The organism is Streptomyces sp. NBC_00224 (assembly GCF_041435195.1).
In the GTDB taxonomy this organism is placed as follows: Bacteria; Actinomycetota; Actinomycetes; order Streptomycetales; family Streptomycetaceae; genus Streptomyces.
Window position 1 is genome coordinate 7,377,118 of record NZ_CP108106.1, and the last position, 19,453, is coordinate 7,396,570.

Below are 19,453 nucleotides of genomic sequence, written 5' to 3' on the forward strand. Positions count from 1 at the left end.
GGGTGAAGACCCAACGTCACGGCCTGGAGGGCGTGTTGAGGACAGCGGGCGGCACGGCGGATCGCACGTACGACTACATCGTGGTGGGGGCGGGTTCGGCGGGCTGTGTGCTCGCGGCGCGGCTCTCCGAGGACCCCGGCGTCCGGGTCGCGCTCGTCGAGTCGGGGCCACGCGACCGCAAACCGGAGATCCGCATCCCCGCCGCCTTCCCGAAGCTCTTCAAGACCTCGTACGACTGGGACTTCACCACCGCGAAGCAGGAGGGGCTCGGCGGGCGCGAGCTCTACTGGCCGCGCGGCCACACCCTCGGCGGCTCCTCGTCCATCAACGCCATGATGTGGGTCCGCGGCCACCGCGCCGACTACGACGCGTGGGCCGAGGCCGCCGGGCCCGAGTGGGCGTACGACGAGTTCGTCCGGTACTTCCGCCGGGCCGAGCGCTGGACGGGCCCGGCGCCCCGGGACTCGGTGTACGGCACGGAAGGGCCGCTGTGGATCTCGCCGCTGCGCGACCCCAGCCCGCTCACCTTCGCCTTCCTCGCGGCCTGTCACGACCGCGGCATCACCGGGCTGAGGGAGCTCAACGGCCCCGACCACTCCGGGTACGCGACGACTCCCGTGAACCAGAAGAAGGGGCGCCGATGGAGCGCCGCCGACGGCTATCTCAAACCCGCCGCGCACCGCCCCAATCTGGACATCATCACCCAGACCCGGGTGCGCGGGCTGGAGTTCGAGGGGACCAGGGTCACCGGAGTCCTCGCGGAGGGCGCCCCTGGCACCCTCACCGCAAGCCGCGAGGTCATCCTCAGCGCGGGCGCCATCGGCTCGCCGCACCTGCTGATGCTCTCCGGGATCGGCGACCCCGAGCGGCTGCGGGAGGCCGGGGTCGAGGTCAAGGTGGCGTCGCCGGACGTCGGCCGCCACCTCCAGGACCACCTCGCGTACGCGGTGACCGTGCGCTGCCCCGAGCCCGTCACGCTCACCGGCGCCGACACGCTGCCCAACCTCGGCCGCTTCCTGCTGCGCGGCCGGGGGCCGCTGACCTCCAACCTCGGGGAGGCCGTCGCGTTCGTGCGCACCCGGCCCGGCCTGGCGGCGCCCGACATCGAGCTGATCTTCGCCCCGGCGCCGTTCGTCGACCACGGCCTCACCCCGCCCACCGAGCACGGCGTCACCATCGGGGTCGTCCTGCTCCAGCCCGCCGGCGAGGGCCGCATCGACCTGGGCGGGACGGCCGCCACCACCCCGCCCCGGATCGACCCCGGCTATCTCACCGCCGAGGAGGACCTGCGCCGACTGATGGTGGGGGTGCGCCGGGCGGAGCAGCTGCTCGCGACCCCGGCCCTGGCCGAGCACACCGGAGGGCCGCTGGCGCCCTACCCGGGCGTCGTCGACGACGAGGCGCTCGCGGCGGCGGTGCGCGGCTCCGCCGAGACGCTGTACCACCCGGTGGGCACCTGCCGGATGGGCAGCGACGAGGGCTCGGTCACCGACCCCCGGCTCCGCGTGCGCGGCGCCGAGGGTCTGCGGGTGGTCGACGCCTCCGTCATGCCGCGCATCACCCGCGGCCACACGCACGCCCCGACGGTCGCCCTCGCCGAGAAGGCGGCGGAGCTGATCCGGGAGGACGCGCGGTAGCGGGGTTCAGCGGGTCCGGCAGCCGAAGGCCGGGCGGCCGGGCTCGCGCCGAACGGAGCGAGCCGGGCCCACGCGCCGGGCCGTGGCCGTCAGGCCTTGCCGCGGGCCAGCATCCGGGCCTTGCGCGCGGCGAGCTTCTCGTCGAACTTGCTCGCCTCCGCGTCGAGGCCGCCCATGTACAGGCCGAGTTCCTCCTGCGCCTTGAGACCCTCCGGGCCGAGCCCGTCGATCTCCAGGACCTTCAGGAAGCGCAGCACGGGCTGGATCACGTCGTCGTGGTGGATGCGCACGTTGTAGATCTCGCCGATCGCCATCTGCGCGGCGGCCCGCTCGAAGCCCGGCATGCCGTGGCCGGGCATCCGGAAGCCGACGACCACGTCGCGTACCGCCTGCATGGTCAGGTCGGGAGCCATCTCGAAGGCCGCGCCGAGCAGGTTGCGGTAGAAGACCATGTGCAGGTTCTCGTCGGTGGCGATCCGCGCCAGCATGCGGTCGCAGACCGGGTCGCCCGACTGGTGGCCGGTGTTCCGGTGCGAGATGCGGGTAGCGAGCTCCTGGAAGGCCACGTACGCGACGGAGTGCAGCATCGAGTGCCGGTTGTCGGACTCGAACCCCTCCGACATGTGCGCCATACGGAACTGCTCCAGCTTGTCCGGGTCCACGGCGCGAGAGGCGAGCAGGTAGTCACGCATCACGATGCCGTGCCGGCCCTCCTCGGCGGTCCAGCGGTGCACCCAGGTGCCCCAGGCGCCGTCGCGCCCGAAGAGGCTGGCGATCTCGTGGTGGTAGCTCGGCAGGTTGTCCTCGGTGAGGAGGTTCACCACGAGCGCGATCTTGCCTATGTCCGTGACCTTGGACTGCTGCGGCTCCCACGCCTCGCCGTCCTCGAAGAGGCCGGGGAAGTTGCGTGCGTCCGACCACGGCACGTAGTCGTGCGGCATCCAGTCCTTGGCCACCTTGAGGTGCCGGTTGAGCTCCTTCTCGACGACCTCCTCCAGCGCGTACAGCAGTCGGGCGTCGGTCCACACGTCCGAACTGCCGAGGTGGGGAGAGGTGATCGTCACGAGGGTGCTCCAGGGGGACGGGGAGAGGGGACGGGCTACCTACGGCTACGTAGGTTACGAGACCGTAGGTTAAGCGCGCAGTAAGCCCCAGCCAAGTCCCGCCCTCCTCCCCCTCGACTACTCTCCGTTATTTCAGCAGGCCATAGCGGGCCACTCGGAGACAAGTCGGACATCCTCAGCTGCCTTCCCTCACCTCCTCGGCCGTCGTGTCGCGCAGCCCGCCGTCGAGCAGCAGCCACCGGGTGACCCCGATCGACTCCAGGAACGGCACGTCGTGGCTCGCCACGATCAGGGCGCCCTCGAAGGCGGTCAGCGCGTCGGTGAGCCGCCGCACGCTCGCCATGTCCAGGTTGTTCGTCGGCTCGTCCAGCATCAGGAGCCGCGGCGCGGGCTCGGCGAGCAGCAGCGCGGCGAGCGAGGCCCGGAAGCGCTCGCCCCCCGAGAGGGTCCCGGCCGGACGGTCGGCCCGGGCCCCCTTGAACAGGAAGCGGGCGAGCCGCGCCCGGATCGCGTTGCCGGTGGCGCCGGGCGCGTACCGCGCCACGTTCTCCACCACGCTCAGCTCGTCGTCCAGCACATCGAGACGCTGCGGCAGGAACCGCAGCGGCACGTGCACCTCCGCCTCGCCGGCCGCCGGTGCGAGCTGCCCGGCGAGCGCCCGCAGCAGGGTCGTCTTGCCGGCCCCGTTGCGGCCGACGAGCGCGATCCGCTCCGGCCCGTGGATCTCCAGGTTGCCCAACGCCCGCTCCGCGTACGGCAGCCGGAGGTCACGCAGGGTCAGGACGGTCTGGCCCGGGTGGACCTTGGTGTACGGGAGCTCGATGCGGATCTCGTCGTCGTCCCGGACCGCGTCGACGGCCTCGTCGAGCCGGCCCCGGGCCTGGGCGAGGCGCTCGGTCTGCAGGATGCGGTGCTTGCCCGCCGACACCTGGGCATCGCTCCTGCGGCCGTTGGCGACGATCTTCGGCACCCGCTTGTTCTCGTAGCTCTTCTGGGCGAACCGCTTGCGCCGGGCCAACTTGACGTGGGTGTCCGTGAGTTCGCGCTTCTGCCGCTGGACGTCGGCCTCGGCGGTCCGCACCATCCGCTCGGCCGCCTCCTGCTCCACGGCCAGCGCCTCCTCGTACGCCGAGAAGTTGCCGCCGTACCAGGACACCTCGCCGTCGTGCAGATCCGCGATCTGGTCGACCCGGTCGAGGAGTTCACGGTCGTGGCTCACCACGACCATCACGCCGGGCCAGGCCGCGACCGCGTCGTAGAGCCGCCGACGGGCCCGCAGATCCAGGTTGTTGGTCGGCTCGTCGAGCAGCAGGACGTCGGGGCGGCGCAACAGCAGCGCGGCAAGACGCAGCAGCACCGACTCGCCGCCGGAGAGCTCCCCGATGGTCCGGTCGAGACCGACTGCGTCCAGGCCGAGCTGTCCGAGCGCCGCCCGGGCCCGCTCCTCCACGTCCCAGTCGTCGCCGACCGCCGTGAAGTGCTCCTCGCGGGTGTCGCCCGCCTCGATGGCGTGCAGCGCGGCCCGTACCCGGTCGATGCCGAGGGCCTCGTCGACCCGCATACCGGTGGCCAGGGTCAGGTTCTGCGGCAGATAGCCGATCTCGCCCGCCGCCGCGACCCGGCCGCCGACCGGGGTGAGTTCACCGGCGAGCAGGCGCAACAGCGTTGACTTTCCTGATCCGTTGAGGCCGATCAGACCGGTGCGGCCGGGGCCGACGGCCAGCTGGAAGCCGTCGAACACCGAGGTGCCGTCGGGCCAGGCGAAGGTGAGGTCGGAGCAGTTGATGTGCGTCGAGGACGCGGAGTAAGTAGACATGGATGTCTCCCGGTTGCGGGGAAGGGCGGGGGCAACGGGAACTGAGACACCGGTGTCAGGGCAGCAGGAGAAAAGAAAAGAGGCCCTGGTCGTGGAGGACGGCTCGGAGGCAGGTCACACCGCGCGCGCGACACGGAAGGGAGTGCGCGAAACGGTGTCTCAGGTGCCTCAGACGAGCAACGTCCTACTCCGATCGACGACAACAGGGCCGAGATGAACGTACGACGTGACGTCGGCCGTGTGCAAACGATTTACGGCACGCGGTTGATCGGCGCGGCGGCGGGTGTCGGCGGCGGGGCCGTCAGCGCGCGTCGCGCAGCAGCGTGGCGAGGTCCTCGTCGAGGTCGAGGTAGTGGTGCTCGTGGCCGGGGGGCACCATCAGCTGGGTGCGCTTGAGGAAGCGGCGCAGCTCGGAGGTGCGGATGTGCACCATCGCGGTGCCCTCGGGTGCGTGGAACTCCACGACCGTGCGGTCGAACCCGTACGGCCGGACCCGGACGTCGCCCATCCCCGCCGAGGTGTCGACCCCCGCCTCAAGGAGTTCGCGCGCGAACGCCCAGCAGACCTCCACCCCTTCGAGGGTGGCGGGCGCGGGGAAGACCATCCGCACGGCGAACGGGTCCTCGCGGTCGTAGCTCAGCACCGCGGGGACGGTCTGCACCCGCGGGTCGGACGCGATCAGGCGGGCCTCGACGGCTTGCTCGATGACAGTGGACAACGCCCTGCTCCCCTAACCTCACGACCGGGTACTTCTCTTCCTGCTGTTCACGAAGACGGCAGAAAACACGGTTGCGTGCACAGGAGCCGAGGGTGAGCTGTGTCACCTGATCGCTACGTGTGCGTCACTTACCGGTGCGTCACCGCGCGTTCTTACGCGGTGCTTAACGGGCTCCGGATTGATGTCGGTACGGTCGAATTTCGCCCTCTGGACGCCCCTCGCGCGGTCGGCTAGCTTCCAGCGCCATGAAGCCCATGGGGAAGACGAGACGCATGCTGTCGGTGGGCCTGGCCGGGGTGGCGCTGGCGGCCGCGCTGACCGCACCGGCCCAGGCGCACGGCCACGGCGGGGACCACGGCGACGGCAGCCCGGCACCTGCCTGGCAGCTGACACAGACCGGTACGGACGCCCGGTTCCGCGGGCTCGCGGCGGTCAGCCGGAGCACCGCGTGGGTGGCCGGTACGAAGGGCACGGTGCTGCGGACCGCCGACGGCGGGCGCACTTGGCGCGATGTCTCGCCTCCGGGCGCGGGCGAGCTGGAGTTCCGCGATGTGGAGGCCTTCGACGGACGGCGGGCCGTGGTGCTGGCCATCGGCGAGGGCGAGGCGTCCCGGGTCTACCGGACCGAGGACGGCGGAGCCACCTGGAAGGAGTCGTTCCGCAACCCCGACCCCAAGGCGTTCTACGACTGCCTCACCTTCTTCGACCACCGCCACGGCCTGGCGGTGAGCGACCCGGTCGACGGCAAGTACCGCATCCTGTCCACCGCCGACGGCGGCCGCTCCTGGAAGGTGCTGCCGAATGCCGGGATGCCCGACGCGCAGCCCGGCGAGGCCTCCTTCGCGGCGAGCGGCCAGTGCCTGGTGAGCTCCGGGCCGCACGACGTGTGGCTGGCCACCGGCGGCGCCGCCACCGCGCGCGTCCTGCACTCCGCCGACCGCGGCCTGACCTGGACGGCGGCCGCGTCGACGGTCCCGGCCGGGGACCCGGCGCGCGGCGTCTTCGGGCTCGCCTTCCGCGACCGTACGCACGGGATCGCGGTCGGCGGCGACTACCGGGCCGGACAGGCCTCGCCGCGGGCGGCCGAGGTCACCGGCAACGGCGGCCGCAGCTGGCTCCCGGCGGCGGCCCCGGTCGCGGCCTACCGCTCCGGCGTCGCCTGGCTGCCGCACAGCCGGTCGGCCGCGCTCGCGGTGGGCCCCACCGGCACCGACGCGACCACCGACGGCGGCCGCACCTGGCGCACCGTCGACACCGGCTCGTACGACACCGTGGACTGCGCGCCCGACCGCGGCTGCTGGGCGTCGGGCGAGAAGGGAAGGGTGGCCCGGCTGGCCCGCTAGGCGGGCAATTCCTGCCGGAAAGCGGCGAGTTCGGGGGCGACCCTGGTCGCGTAGAACTCGGTGATCCGGTACGCGCAGACGCCGTTGACGCTGAAGGGGTCGGTCGCCGTGATCTTCTCGATCGCCGCGCGATCGTCCCCGACGGCCAGGATGATCCCGCCCTCGCGGGGCTCCTTGCGACCGGAGGCGATGAACACCCCGGCCTCGTACTGCCCGTTCAGCCAGACGACGTGCTCGGCGAGCAGCTCGTCGACGCGCTCGATGGGGGCGGTGTAGGTCAGGTCCAGTATGAACATGATCGTCAGGCTACTCCGGCCCGCGTCTAGGCTGAGGGGCATGGTGACGCTCACAGAGATCCCCGAGGGCTGGCCCGTCGACGAGGCGGGGGCGCTGGCCGTGCAGGACGAACTGCGCGGCCGGGTCGTGCTCGACGAGCCCGGACCGCCGCCCGGCGCCGGTCTGGTCACGGGCGTGGACGTGGCGTACGACGACGAGCGGGACGTCGTCGCGGCGGCCGCCGTCGTCCTGGACGCGGCCACCCTGGAGGTCGTCGAGGAGTCCACCGCCGTCGGCCGGGTCGCCTTCCCGTACGTGCCCGGGCTGCTCGCCTTCCGGGAGATCCCCACGGTCCTGGCGGCCCTGGGCGCGCTGGCCTGCGACCCCGGCCTGGTGGTCTGCGACGGGTACGGGCTCGCCCACCCGCGCCGCTTCGGCCTCGCCTCCCACCTCGGCGTCCTCACCGGGCTTGCGGTGATCGGCGTCGCCAAGAACCCGTTCACCTTCGCGTACGAGCAGCCGGGCGCCCGGCGCGGTGAGGCTTCGGCGCTGGTGGCCGGGCAGGGCGAGGAGGTCGGCCGGGCGCTGCGCACCCAGGACGCCGTCAAGCCGGTGTTCGTCTCCGTCGGACACCGGGTGAGCCTGGACAACGCCTGCGCCCACGTCCTGCGACTGACCCCGCGCTACCGCCTCCCGGAGTCGACGCGCAGGGCGGACGCGTTGTGCAGGGAGGCCCTGCGGACGGCGCTGCATCGCACCCCCTAGGGGCGCGGGGAACTGCGCGACCAGCCACGCACGGTCCGCAGCCGAAATCCAGCGCCCCCAGCGGAGCGCCTAGCGCTGCGCGGCCACCCGAAAACGGATTCCCGCCTTCTGAATCCGGTCCAGCAGGGCGTCGCCCATCGCCGTGACGGTCGTCAACTGGCCCGACGCCGGAGGCAGTTCGTCGAACGCCAGGCTCAGCGCGCCCTCCGCGAGGATCTTCGCGGTCTCGCCGTACCCCGGGTCGCCGCCCGAGACCTCGGTGAACACCCGGCGCCCGCCGCCCTCGCCGACGAAGCGCAGCGAGAACCAGCTGCGGTCGCGGCGCTCCTGGTCGGGGCCGCTGCCCGGCTCGTAACGGTTGATCAGCCACCGCCGCGCGGCGGGCAGTTGGGCCACGCCGAACGCCGCGCCCGCCCCGGCCACCGCGCCGAGCGCCAGCGGCAGCCGCCGCACGGCCGCGAAGTGGCGGTAGCGGAAGTCGGGGCCGTAGCGGGCGCTCGCCGAGGCCGAGCGGGCCACCACCATCGGGTCGAGGACCGGCAGCGGCAGCGCCCAGGCGCCCGTCTCGCGGCTGAAGTGCGGTGTGCCCAGCGGGGCACGGGCCCGGCGTCCGACGAGCCGGGGCTCGTGCAGCCGCCGCTCCCGGGCCGCCCGCAGCTGCTGCGGGCCGCGCCCCATCGCGGTGAGCGCGGAGGCCAGGGTGCCGCCGGAGAACGTCGCGTTGGAGCGTACGAAGCCGTCCACGCGCAGCGGCACGCCCTCGGGCAGCTGCTGGACCGTGTAGTACACACCCAGGTCGCACGGCACCGAGTCGAAGCCGCAGGCGTGCACCAGGCGCGCGCCGGTCTCCCGGGCCCGCGCGTCGTGGCGTACGTACATCGTGTCCACGAACTCCGGCTCGCCGGTCAGATCGAGGTAGTCGGTCCCCGCCTCGGCGCACGCGGCGACCAGGCCCTCGCCGTACCAGACGTACGGGCCGACCGTGGTGGCCACCACCCGCGCGGACTCGGCGAGCGCGCGCAGCGACTCGGGGTCGGCCGAGTCCGCGGTGATCAGGGGGAGCGAGGCGCACGCCGGGTCGATCGCGGCCAGCCGCTCGCGCAGCCGCTCCAATTTGGCGGCCGACCGCCCGGCCAGCGCCCAGCGGCACCCCTGGGGCGCGTGCGCGGCCAGATACTCCGCCGTGAGGGTGCCCACGAAGCCCGTGGCCCCGAACAGCACGATGTCGTACGGCCTCGCCGCCCGCTGCGCCTTCTGCTCCGCCGACCGCTCTGACCGTTGCGACTGTTCCGACCGTTCCAAGGGGATTTCCTCCGCTTCTGCCCCGGTCGCGCTCCCGCGCCGTTGTCGGTGGCTGAGGCTAGCGTGAGAAGCGGTGTCACGGGTGATCAAGGTCGCGGGTGATCAAGGAGGACGGACATGGGAGCACCGCCGAAGGCCGCGCTGGCGAAAAGGGAGAAGGTGCGGACGTTCGCCCTGGGGCTGCCGGGGGCCGTCGAGGAGTACCCCTGGGGCGAGACCGTGGTCAAGGTCAACAAGAAGATCTTCGTCTTCCTCGGCGTCGGTGACGGCAACTATCCGCTGGGCATGGGCGTCAAGCTGACGGACGAGGCCACGCACGCGCACGCCCTGACCTCACCGGGCGCCCAGCCGTCCGGGTACGGCCTGGGCAAGTCGGGCTGGGTGCAGGTGCCGCTGGCCGAGAAGGGCGCGCCGAGGGCGGATCTGCTCTGTGAATGGGTGGAGGAGAGCTATCGGGCGATCGCCACGAAGAAGCTGATCGCGGAGCTCGACGCCGGCTGAGCCGGGCCGGTGGAACACTGGCGGACCACTCGGTAAAAACCAAGCGCTTGCTCGCGCAAGGGGCTTGTGCGAAGTGGAACGTGTTCTTAGCATCACTGATGTTACATCAGTTGTGTCACAGTGCTGGGGGCTCGATGACAGGTTCAGGGAACGGCCCGCTCACCGGGGTGCGCGTGGTCGAGCTGGCGGGGATCGGGCCCGGCCCGTTCGCCGCGATGCTCCTGGCCGACCTCGGCGCCGATGTGGTCAGGGTCGACCGCCCCGGCGGCGCGGGCCTGGCCGTCGACCCCGCGTACGACCTGACCAACCGCAACAAGCGCTCCGTACTGATCGACCTGAAGTCCGAGGACGGCCCCCGCCGCGTCCTCGACCTGGTCGAACGGGCCGACGTCCTCGTCGAGGGCTACCGCCCGGGCGTCGCCGAGCGTCTCGGCGTCGGGCCCGGGGAGTGCCTGGCCCGCAACCCGAAGCTGGTCTACGGACGGATGACCGGCTGGGGCCAGGACGGCCCGCTCGCCGCCCGCGCCGGACACGACATCGCGTACATCGCCGTCACCGGCACCCTCGGCATGATCGGCAGGCCGGACGAGGGCCCGGCCGTCCCCGCCAACCTCGTGGGCGACTACGCGGGCGGCTCGCTCTATCTCGTCGTCGGCGTCCTCGCCGCTCTCCAGCACGCCCGGACGACGGGGGAGGGGCAGGTCGTGGACGCCGCGATCGTGGACGGCGCCGCCCACCTCGCCACCATGATCCACGGCATGATGGCGGCCGGTGGCTGGCAGGACCGGCGCGGCGCCAACCTGCTCGACGGAGGCTGCCCGTTCTACGGCACCTACGAGACCTCCGACGGTCAGTACATGGCCGTCGGTTCTCTGGAGCAGCAGTTCTACGACGAGTTCAGCCGCCTCCTGGGGCTCGACGCGGTCGCCCCGGCCCGTAAGGACCTGGCCCGGTGGGACGAGCTGCGCACCGCCATCGCCGAGCGGTTCCGCACCCGTACGCGCGAGGAGTGGACGGCCGTCTTCGAGGGGTCGGACGCGTGCGTGGCGCCCGTGCTCTCGCTCCGCGAGGCGCCCGCCCACCCCCATCTGGCCGCCCGCGCCACCTTCGTCGAGCACGGCGGCCTCACCCAGCCGGCGCCCGCGCCCCGGTTCTCGGCCACCCCCGGCTCCGTCCGCCGTCCGCCCGCCCTGCCCGGCGCCGACACCGCCGAGGTCGCCCGCGACTGGGGCGTGCCGGAGCTGGTCGGCGGCGAGTCCACCAAGGAGAACGACAGTTGAAGCGGCAGATCTTCACCCCCGAGCACGACGCCTTCCGCGAGAGTGTCCGCACCTTCCTCGCCAAGGAGGTCCTGCCGCACTACGAGCAGTGGGAGAAGGACGGCATCGTCTCGCGCGAGGCCTGGCTGGCCGCCGGGCGCCAGGGGCTGCTGGGCTTTGCGGTGGAAGAGGAGTACGGGGGCGGCGGCAACGCCGACTTCCGCTACAGCGTGGTCCTCGCCGAGGAGTTCACCCAGGCCGGCGCGGCGGGCCTCGCGCTCGGGCTGCACAACGACATCATCGGGCCGTATCTGACCGGGCTCGCCACCGAGGAGCAGAAGCGGCGCTGGCTGCCGGGCTTCTGCGACGGCTCCCTGATCACGGCGATCGCGATGACCGAGCCCGGCGCCGGATCCGACCTCCAGGGCATCGCCACGCACGCCGAGGACAAGGGCGACCACTGGCTGCTCAACGGCTCCAAGACGTTCATCTCCAACGGCATCCTCGCGGACCTGGTGATCGTCGTCGCGAGGACCACGCCCGAGGGCGGCGCCCACGGGCTCTCCCTGCTCGTCGTCGAGCGGGGCATGGAAGGCTTCGAGCGCGGCCGCAACCTCGACAAGATCGGCCAGAAGTCCCAGGACACGGCCGAGCTGTTCTTCAACGACGTACGGGTTCCCAAGGAGAACCTCCTCGGCGAGCTCAACGGCGCCTTCGTCCATCTGATGACGAACCTGGCGCAGGAGCGCATGGCCATCGCCGTCGCCGGGATCGCCGCCGCCGAACACCTGCTGGAGATCACCACGCGGTACGTGAAGGAGCGCGAGGCCTTCGGGCGGCCGCTGGCCACCAAGCAGCACATCCGCTTCGAGATCGCCGAGATGGCCACCGAGTGCGCTGTCACCCGTTCGTTCCTCGACCGCTGCATCGTGGATCACTCGAACGGGGAACTCGACGCCGTGCACGCCTCGATGGCCAAGTGGTGGGCCACCGAGCTCCAGAAGCGCACCGCCGACCGCTGTCTGCAACTGCACGGCGGCTACGGCTATATGACCGAGTACCGCGTCGCCAGGGCTTTCACGGACGGACGCATCCAGACCATCTACGGCGGGACCACCGAGATCATGAAGGAGATCATCGGTCGTTCCCTCCTCGGCTAACCCTCCTTGAAAGGCTTTTCAGTGAGCACCGAAGCGTATGTGTACGACGCGATCCGCACCCCGCGCGGCCGGGGCAAGGCCAACGGCTCCCTGCACGGCACCAAGCCGATCGACCTCGTCGTCGGCCTGATCCACGAGATCCGGGCGCGCTTCCCCGACCTCGACCCGGCGGCGATCGACGACATCGTCCTCGGCGTGGTCGGCCCGGTCGGCGACCAGGGCTCCGACATCGCCCGGATCGCGGCGATCGCGGCCGGGCTGCCGGACACCGTCGCCGGAGTCCAGGAGAACCGCTTCTGTGCCTCGGGCCTGGAGGCCGTCAACCTGGCCGCCGCCAAGGTCCGTTCGGGCTGGGAGGACCTGGTGCTCGCGGGCGGCGTCGAGTCGATGTCGCGGGTGCCGATGGCCTCGGACGGCGGCGCCTGGTTCGCCGACCCGATGACCAACTTCGACACCAACTTCGCCCCGCAGGGCATCGGCGCCGACCTCATCGCCACGATCGAGGGCTTCTCGCGGCGCGACGTCGACGAGTACGCGGCACTCTCCCAGGAGCGGGCCGCCGAGGCCTGGAAGGACGGCCGCTTCGCCCGGTCCGTCGTCCCCGTCAAGGACCGCAACGGCCTGGTCGTCCTCGACCACGACGAGCACATGCGCCCCGGCACCACCGCCGACTCGCTCGCGTCCCTGAAGCCGTCGTTCGCCGCCATCGGGGACATGGGCGGCTTCGACGCGGTGGCGCTCCAGAAGTACCACTGGGTGGAGAAGATCGACCACGTCCACCACGCGGGCAACTCCTCCGGCATCGTCGACGGCGCCGCCCTGGTCGCCATCGGCTCGCGCGAGGTCGGCGAGCGCTACGGCCTCACCCCGCGCGCCCGGATCGTCTCGGCGGCCGTCTCCGGCTCCGAGCCGACCATCATGCTCACCGGCCCCGCCCCCGCCACCCGCAAGGCGCTCGCCAAGGCCGGGCTCACCATCGACGACATCGACCTCGTCGAGATCAACGAGGCGTTCGCCGGAGTGGTGCTGCGCTTCGCCCGGGACATGGGCCTCTCGCTCGACAAGATCAACGTCAATGGCGGCGCCATCGCCCTGGGCCACCCGCTGGGCGCCACCGGCGCGATGATCCTCGGCACGCTCGTCGACGAGCTGGAGCGCCGCGACCAGCGCTACGGCCTGGCCACGCTGTGCGTGGGCGGCGGGATGGGCATCGCCACCGTCGTCGAGCGTCTCTGACCGTCCTCTTCCCGGCCAACCCCGTTACGGAGCAGCATCACATGACCGAGAGCACGACCATCCGCTGGGAACAGGACGAGACCGGCGTCGTCACCCTGGTCCTCGACGACCCCAACCAGTCCGCCAACACGATGAACCAGGCCTTCAAGGACTCCATCGCGGCGATCGCCGACCGCGCCGAGGCCGAGAAGGACTCCATCCGGGGCATCGTCTACACCTCCGCCAAGAAGACGTTCTTCGCGGGCGGCGACCTCAAGGACATGATCCAGGTCGGCCCGGAGAACGCGCAGCAGGCCTTCGACACCGGCACCGCCATCAAGAACTCGCTGCGCCGCATCGAGACCCTGGGCAAGCCGGTCGTCGCCGCCATCAACGGCGCGGCGCTCGGCGGCGGTTACGAGATCGCGCTCGCCAGCCACCACCGCATCGCGCTCGACGCCCCCGGCTCCAAGATCGGCCTGCCCGAGGTGACGCTGGGCCTGCTCCCGGCGGGCGGCGGCGTGACCCGTACCGTACGGCTGATGGGCATCGCGGACGCGCTCCTCAAGGTGCTGCTCCAGGGCACCCAGTACTCCCCGCAGCGGGCCCTTGAGAACGGCCTGGTGCACGAGGTCGCGGCGACGCCCGAGGAGATGCTCGCCAAGGCCCGCGCCTTCATCGACGCCCACCCCGAGTCCCAGCAGCCCTGGGACGTCCCGGGCTACCGGATCCCGGGCGGCACCCCGTCGAACCCGAAGTTCGCCGCCAACCTGCCCGCCTTCCCGGCCAACTTGAAGAAGCAGCTGAACGGCGCCCCCTACCCGGCCCCGCGCAACATCCTCGCGGCCGCCGTCGAGGGCTCCCAGGTCGACTTCGAGACCGCGCTGACCATCGAGGCCCGCTACTTCACCGAGCTGGTCACCGGCCAGACCGCGAAGAACATGATCCAGGCGTTCTTCTTCGACCTCCAGGCCGTCAACTCCGGCGCCAACCGGCCCAAGGGCATCGAGCCGCGCCCGGTCCGCAAGGTCGCCGTCCTCGGCGCCGGCATGATGGGCGCGGGCATCGCGTACTCGTGCGCCCGGGCCGGCATCGAGGTCGTCCTCAAGGACGTCTCGCTGGAGGCCGCGCAGAAGGGCAAGGCGTACTCGGAGAAGCTCCTCGCCAAGGCGCTCTCCCGGGGCCGCACCACCGAGGCCAAGCGCGACGAGCTGCTCGCCCGGATCATCCCCACCGCCACCCCGCAGGACCTGGCGGGCTGCGACGCGGTGATCGAGGCGGTCTTCGAGAGCACCGAGCTCAAGCACAAGGTGTTCCAGGAGATCCAGGACATCGTCGAGCCCGACGCGCTGCTCTGCTCCAACACCTCGACCCTGCCGATCACCGGCCTGGCCGAGGGCGTCTCACGCCAGGCCGACTTCATCGGGCTGCACTTCTTCTCGCCCGTCGACAAGATGCCGCTCGTCGAGATCATCAAGGGCGAGCGCACCGGCGAGGAGGCGCTGGCCCGCGCCTTCGACCTGGTCCGCCAGATCAGGAAGACCCCGATCGTGGTGAACGACTCGCGCGGCTTCTTCACCTCGCGGGTCATCGGCCAGTTCATCAACGAGGGCGTCGCGATGCTCGGCGAGGGTGTCGAGCCCGCGTCGATCGAACAGGCGGCGGGCCAGGCGGGCTACCCCGCCAAGGTGCTCTCGCTGATGGACGAGCTGACCCTCACCCTGCCCCGCAAGATCCGCGACGAGACGCGGCGGGCGGTCGAGGAGGCCGGCGGCGTCTGGCCCGGCCACCCGGCGGACGCGGTCATCGACCGCATGGTCGACGAGTTCGGCCGTACCGGCCGCAGCGGTGGCGGGGGCTTCTACGAGTACGACGGCGACGGCAAGCGCGTCCGGCTCTGGCCGGGGCTGCGCGAGCACTTCGGCAAGCCGGGCGCGGAGGTCCCGTTCGAGGACATGAAGGAGCGGATGCTCTTCGCGGAGTCGCTCGACACCGTCCGCCTCTTCGAGGAGGGCGTGCTCACCTCGGTCGCCGACGCCAACATCGGCTCCATCATGGGCATCGGCTTCCCGGCCTGGACGGGCGGCGTGATCCAGTACATCAACGGCTACGAGGGCGCCGAGGGGCGCGTCGGCCCGGCCGGATTCGTGGCCCGCGCCCGCGAGCTGGCCGAGCGCTACGGCGACCGGTTCCTGCCGCCCGCGCTGCTCGTGGAGAAGGCGGAGAAGGGCGAGAAGTTCGCCGACGCGTAAGCGAGGGGCGAGGGGCCGGGGACGACGTCCCCGGCCCCTCAGTCTCCTCGTTCCGGCTCTTCCGCTTCCGCGCGGAACGCCGCCCGCAGCTCCTCCTTGAGCGACCGCTGGAACGCCGTGACCAGCGCCTGCACCACCATGGGCTGCATATGGGCCGACAGCGACCGCATCGCCGCCACATGGTCGGGGTCCGACTCCCGCTCCCGGTACGGGTTCCACACCTCGTCCCGGAACAGCCGCGTCAGCTCGTGCGCGGCCGAGCGGGTGTGTTCGAGCAGTACGGTCCGCGCCGCCAGGATCGTCTCGTGGGCGATCGGCACGTCAAGCAGCTGCACCCCGAGCGCGAGCAGGCCCGGGTCGACCAGGAACGCGTCGGTCGTCCCCTCGGTCCGCTCAAGGACGCTCATCGCGGCCAGCCGGTCGACGTCCGTGTCGGACAGTGCCCGCCCGGCCCGCCGCTCCAGCTCGGCCCGGGTCGCCTCCTCGGCCGCGTCCGGGGCCCAGGAGGCGACCACGGCGCGGTGGATGGCCAGGTCGTGCGCGCTGAGATCGGGCGGCAGCTGCTCCAGATAGCGTTCGATCGCGGCCAGCGTCATCCCGTGGTGCTGCAACTCCTCGATCAGCGCGAGCCGGGACAGGTGCGCCGGGCCGTAGTGGCCGACGCGGCGCGGCCCGATCGCGGGGGGCGGCAGCAGGCCGCGCGTGCTGTAGAAACGGATGGTGCGCACGGTGACCCCGGCCCGCGCGGCCAGTTCGTCGACCGTCAGGGTCGGCTCCTCGGTCTCCGTCGCCATGGCGGTGCCTCGTTTCCCCGGGTGCGCGGACTGCGATGCAACAGTATTGCTGTCTCACCACTGTTGTCACCCACCCGGGGAACGGACTGCCCGGCCGGCTCAGCCGCCCGCGACCAGCGGGTAGTGGTCGGAGAGGTTGGTGTACGTGTAGCTCTTGCCCCAACTGCTCACCGTCCAGGGCGCCGACTGCTCCTTGACGACGTTGTTGTTCCAGCCGGAGGGACGCGCGTGCCCCTGGTAGTGCAGCACGTAGTCGAGGTCCTCGCGCGCCTCACCGGGGTAGCGGTAGGCGGCGATCGAGTTGTCGACGGTGTCGAACGAGTACGTGTGGCCGGTGCGCGAGTCCGCCCCGACCAGGCCGCCGTCGGCGAGCATCGAGGCGTACTCGGAGCTGTGCGAGTCGACGTTGAGGTCACCGGCGAGCATGACCTCCTCGTTCGCCGGGATGTTCTTGGCGTCGAGGAACGACTTGACCGCCTTGAGCTGGAGCGAGCGGTCCTTGGCGGCCTCGCCCGCCCCGCACCCGGAGTCGGTGGACTGGAGGTGGGTGCCGACGACGTGCACCTTGGTGCCGTTGACATTGAGCACGACGTACGCGATGCCCTTGTTGGACCACCAGTCGGCGCCGCAGGCGTCCTTGAAGATCACCTGCTCCTTGCGCAGGATCGGCCACTTGCTGAGCACGGCGACGCCGCCGTCCTCGGGGGTGGTCGAGGAGTACGAGCCGCTCGTCGCGTCCCAGCCGTCCTTGCTCCGGCCGACGACCGGCGTCTGGTACGGGTACTGGGAGGCGGCGTTCCGCTTCAGCGCGTCCGACGTGGAGTTGTCGAATGCCTCCTGGAGGACGACGACGTCGTTGCCCTGGAAGAAGGACGCGGCGGGTATCGCCTGGGCGCGGTGCTCCTGGCCCCAGTTCGGGTACAGATCGGTGCTCATCATGAACGTGTTGTAGGTCAGCACCTTCAGCCGGGGCGCGTCCGCCGGGGCGATGGCGGCCGAGGCCGACGGGGTGGCGGCGGCCAGCGTGGCGGCGGCGAGCGCGGTGGCGAGGGCCGCGCCGGGGACACGGCGAAGCGCGGAGTGCGGCACTGGAACTCCCGTGAGCGAAGTGGGGGGTTGGACTGGCGGGCACATCAAATCAGCCACAGTTACTTCGGGGTAACCGTCTGGTGGCCCATTTCTTGCCGGGGTCCTACGAGCAGGCGATCTTGCGCGGAGACGTTAGGTACGAGAGGGCATCCAAGGGACGCCGGACGACAGAAGTGAGCTGTCGGGCAAGGGATGACAGAGGGGGAATTGTGTCATCTGTCATCTGGTAAGTCTGGATACATGATCGAAGGCCGTACGCCGTCCGACCCCGTCCCGCCCCCGCCCGGCGGTGTCCTGTGGAGCCTCGCCGGCGACGTGCGGATGCTGCTCACGCTGCCCGCCGCACTCACCCTCCAGGTCGCGCACCCGGCCGTCGGCGCCGGGGTCGACGAGCACTCCGTGTTCCGGACCGACCCCTGGGGGCGCGGCGAGCGCTCCCTGCGCTCCCTCCAGCTCTGGGTGTACGGCGGCGAGGCGGCCGTCGAGGAGGGGCGGCGGCTGCGCCGGCTGCACCGGACCATCCAGGGCACCGACACCCGGGGCCGCCGCTACCACGCGCTGACCCCGGCCAACTACGCCTGGGTGCACGCCACCGGCTACCCCGTCTTCGCCCACTCCCAGAAGTATCTGAACCGCCCCCTCACCGAGGCCCAGGAGCGGCAGATGTACGCGGAGTGGCTCCAGGTGGGACGCATCCTGGGCATCCACGACCGGGACATGCCGCAACCATCGAGGAGTTCTGGCCGTACTACCGCAAGATGCTGGGCGACGAGATCGCCTCGAACGCGGTCGTCGAGGAGCTGATATCCGTCGACGCGAAGGTGCCGGCCCCCGACCGGGGCCCGCTGCCCGTCCGGCTGCTGCTCCGGCTGTTCTGGCCGCTGCTCCTGCCACCCATGGCCCGCTTCCGGCGGTTCGTGACCGTCGGGTTCCTGCCGCCGGACGCGCGCGAGGCGCTGGGCCTGGAGTGGACCGACGCGCAGGAGCGGAAGCTGCGCCGGTTCGGCCGCGTGGTGCGGGCCGTCGTGCCCGTACTGCCCGAGCGGCTGCGCTACCTCCCGCTCGCCCGGGAGGCGAGGGCGCGGTTCAGGCGCTGACCCAAGCTCCCGGCCCCCGTCTGCTCCCAGTCCCCGTCTGCTCCTGGCCCCGTCCCTCAGGCGGACGCCCGACGCACCAGCGCCGTCTCCGTGATCACCGACGTCGGGGTGTTCGCCGGGCCCTCGGTCAGGCCCCGCAGCAGCAGCCGGGCCATCAGCCGGCCCATGCCCTCGATGTCCTGGCGGACCGTGGTCAGCGGAGGGTCGGCCGTCTCGGCGACCCCGCGCATGTCGTCGAAGCCGACCAGGGCCACGTCCTCGGGCACCCGGCGCCCGAGCTCGCGCAGCACCCGCAGGGCGCCGGTCGCCATCAGGTCGTTCGCGGCGAACACCGCGTCCAGGTCCGGGCGTCGCTCCAGCAGCCGGGCCATCGCGCGGGCCCCGCTCTCCTCGGTGAAGGCGCCGTCCTCGATCAGCTCCGGATCGGCGTCGGGCAGGACGTCGTGGAACCCGTCGAGCCGGTCCGTCGCGGAGGTCTGGTCGCGCGGGCCCGCGATGTGGGCGATACGGGTGCGGCCGAGGAACAGCAGATGGCGTACGGCCTCCCGGGCGCCGCCCCGGTTGTCGGCGTCCACGTACGGGACGGGCCGGTCGCCCGGTGCCGTCGGCCAGCTCGGGCGGCCCCCGTACACCGTCGGCATCCCCGTCCTGCGGGCGATCGCAGGCAGCGGGTCGTCGGTGTGCAGCGAGAAGGCGAGCGCGCCGTCGACGTGGCCGCCCGCGAGATAGCGCGCGATCCGGTCGTAATCGCCCGGCCCCTCCACCAGGAGCAGCACCAACTGCGTGTCCCGCGCGGTGAGTTCCTTGCTGATGCCCCGGATCTGCTGCGAGAAGAACGGATCGGAGAAGATCCTGATCTCCGGCTCGGCGATGATCACGGCCACGGCGCCGGTGCGGCGGGTGACCAGGGTCCGGGCCGCGTGGTTGGGGACGTAACCCAGCTCCTCGACCGCCTGGCGCACCTTGTCGACGAGCGGCGGCCGCACCCCCGCGCCGCCGTTGACGACCCGGGAGGCCGTGGCCCGCGAGACGCCGGCGCGCGCGGCGACGGCTTCCAGGGTGGGGCGGGACCCGGGGTGCGGCTCGGTCAACGGGGGTGCTCCTCGTACGCGGCGGCGGTGTGCCACGCACAGCGTACGAGGTAAGCCCCGCGCCCCCGAAGGGG

The 19,453-nt window shown here is 71.9% G+C and carries 16 protein-coding genes and 1 pseudogene; 9 read left to right on the forward strand and 8 right to left on the reverse strand.

All coding sequences use genetic code 11. From position 1 onward, the window contains the following. The first annotated feature begins 2 nt into the window (after nt 1-2). Nucleotides 3-1,637 carry a GMC family oxidoreductase gene (locus tag OG965_RS32875; RefSeq protein WP_371655690.1) on the forward strand — a complete coding sequence of 545 codons (1,635 nt, stop codon included), beginning with the start codon at nt 3-5 and terminating at the stop codon, nt 1,635-1,637. Between the two features lie 89 nt (nt 1,638-1,726). On the opposite strand, the gene OG965_RS32880 is transcribed toward OG965_RS32875, so the two are convergent. From OG965_RS32880 to OG965_RS32890, 3 genes are all read right to left on the reverse strand, one after another. Next, nucleotides 1,727-2,701 carry an acyl-ACP desaturase gene (locus OG965_RS32880; RefSeq protein ID WP_371655691.1) on the reverse strand — a complete coding sequence of 325 codons (975 nt, stop codon included), beginning with the start codon at nt 2,699-2,701 and terminating at the stop codon, nt 1,727-1,729. Between the two features lie 175 nt (nt 2,702-2,876). Continuing rightward, the gene (locus OG965_RS32885) at nt 2,877-4,517 is read right to left on the reverse strand and encodes an ABC-F family ATP-binding cassette domain-containing protein (RefSeq protein WP_371655692.1); all 1,641 of its coding nucleotides are present in this window, start codon (nt 4,515-4,517) and stop codon (nt 2,877-2,879) included. Nucleotides 4,518-4,818: 301 nt separating this feature from the next. Beyond that, nucleotides 4,819-5,235, reverse strand: a complete 417-nt coding sequence (locus tag OG965_RS32890; protein WP_371655693.1) for an SsgA family sporulation/cell division regulator — start codon at nt 5,233-5,235, stop codon at nt 4,819-4,821. A 245-nt stretch (nt 5,236-5,480) separates the two neighbouring features. Between OG965_RS32890 and OG965_RS32895 the strand changes: the two genes are divergently transcribed. Then, nucleotides 5,481-6,578: a WD40/YVTN/BNR-like repeat-containing protein gene (locus tag OG965_RS32895; RefSeq protein ID WP_371655694.1), complete on the forward strand. Its 1,098-nt coding sequence runs from the start codon at nt 5,481-5,483 to the stop codon at nt 6,576-6,578. On the opposite strand, the gene OG965_RS32900 is transcribed toward OG965_RS32895, so the two are convergent. After that, entirely contained in the window at nt 6,575-6,874 is a 300-nt protein-coding gene (locus tag OG965_RS32900; protein WP_371655695.1) for a YciI family protein, read from the reverse strand. The genes OG965_RS32895 and OG965_RS32900 overlap by 4 nt on opposite strands. Nucleotides 6,875-6,917: 43 nt before the next feature. Between OG965_RS32900 and OG965_RS32905 the strand changes: the two genes are divergently transcribed. Next, nucleotides 6,918-7,619 carry an endonuclease V gene (locus OG965_RS32905; protein WP_371657123.1) on the forward strand — a complete coding sequence of 234 codons (702 nt, stop codon included), beginning with the start codon at nt 6,918-6,920 and terminating at the stop codon, nt 7,617-7,619. A gap of 69 nt (nt 7,620-7,688) precedes the next feature. On the opposite strand, the gene OG965_RS32910 is transcribed toward OG965_RS32905, so the two are convergent. Further along, a complete protein-coding gene (locus OG965_RS32910) occupies nt 7,689-8,843 on the reverse strand; it encodes a trans-acting enoyl reductase family protein (RefSeq protein WP_371657124.1) in 1,155 nt (384 codons plus the stop codon). A 195-nt stretch (nt 8,844-9,038) separates the two neighbouring features. Here OG965_RS32910 and OG965_RS32915 point away from each other — a divergent pair, with 195 nt between their 5' ends. The 5 genes from OG965_RS32915 to OG965_RS32935 all read left to right on the forward strand — a co-directional run bounded on the left by OG965_RS32915 (nt 9,039) and on the right by OG965_RS32935 (nt 15,308). Next, complete coding sequence (locus OG965_RS32915; RefSeq protein WP_371655696.1) at nt 9,039-9,422, forward strand: MmcQ/YjbR family DNA-binding protein; 384 nt, start codon at nt 9,039-9,041, stop codon at nt 9,420-9,422. A 98-nt stretch (nt 9,423-9,520) separates the two neighbouring features. Continuing rightward, complete coding sequence (locus OG965_RS32920; RefSeq protein ID WP_371655697.1) at nt 9,521-10,702, forward strand: CaiB/BaiF CoA transferase family protein; 1,182 nt, start codon at nt 9,521-9,523, stop codon at nt 10,700-10,702. Next, nucleotides 10,699-11,841, forward strand: coding sequence for an acyl-CoA dehydrogenase family protein (locus tag OG965_RS32925; RefSeq protein ID WP_371655698.1), 1,143 nt, complete (start codon nt 10,699-10,701; stop codon nt 11,839-11,841). The genes OG965_RS32920 and OG965_RS32925 overlap by 4 nt, the downstream gene beginning before the upstream one ends. Before the next feature lie 21 nt (nt 11,842-11,862). Beyond that, entirely contained in the window at nt 11,863-13,077 is a 1,215-nt protein-coding gene (locus OG965_RS32930) for an acetyl-CoA C-acetyltransferase (protein WP_371655699.1), read from the forward strand. A gap of 41 nt (nt 13,078-13,118) precedes the next feature. Further along, on the forward strand, nt 13,119-15,308 hold the full coding sequence (locus OG965_RS32935; protein ID WP_371655700.1) for a 3-hydroxyacyl-CoA dehydrogenase NAD-binding domain-containing protein: 2,190 nt from the start codon (nt 13,119-13,121) through the stop codon (nt 15,306-15,308). A 38-nt stretch (nt 15,309-15,346) separates the two neighbouring features. On the opposite strand, the gene OG965_RS32940 is transcribed toward OG965_RS32935, so the two are convergent. After that, nucleotides 15,347-16,102: a MerR family transcriptional regulator gene (locus OG965_RS32940; protein ID WP_371655701.1), complete on the reverse strand. Its 756-nt coding sequence runs from the start codon at nt 16,100-16,102 to the stop codon at nt 15,347-15,349. A gap of 99 nt (nt 16,103-16,201) precedes the next feature. Further along, nucleotides 16,202-17,191: a sphingomyelin phosphodiesterase gene (gene sph, locus OG965_RS32945; protein WP_371655702.1), complete on the reverse strand. Its 990-nt coding sequence runs from the start codon at nt 17,189-17,191 to the stop codon at nt 16,202-16,204. Between the two features lie 240 nt (nt 17,192-17,431). On the opposite strand from sph, the pseudogene OG965_RS32950 reads away from it, so the two are divergent. Then, nucleotides 17,432-18,288: pseudogene (locus OG965_RS32950) on the forward strand (oxygenase MpaB family protein). Nucleotides 18,289-18,344: 56 nt separating this feature from the next. Here OG965_RS32950 and OG965_RS32955 read toward each other — a convergent pair. Then, the gene (locus tag OG965_RS32955) at nt 18,345-19,379 is read right to left on the reverse strand and encodes a LacI family DNA-binding transcriptional regulator (RefSeq protein WP_371655703.1); all 1,035 of its coding nucleotides are present in this window, start codon (nt 19,377-19,379) and stop codon (nt 18,345-18,347) included. Between the last annotated feature and the right edge of the window lie 74 nt (nt 19,380-19,453).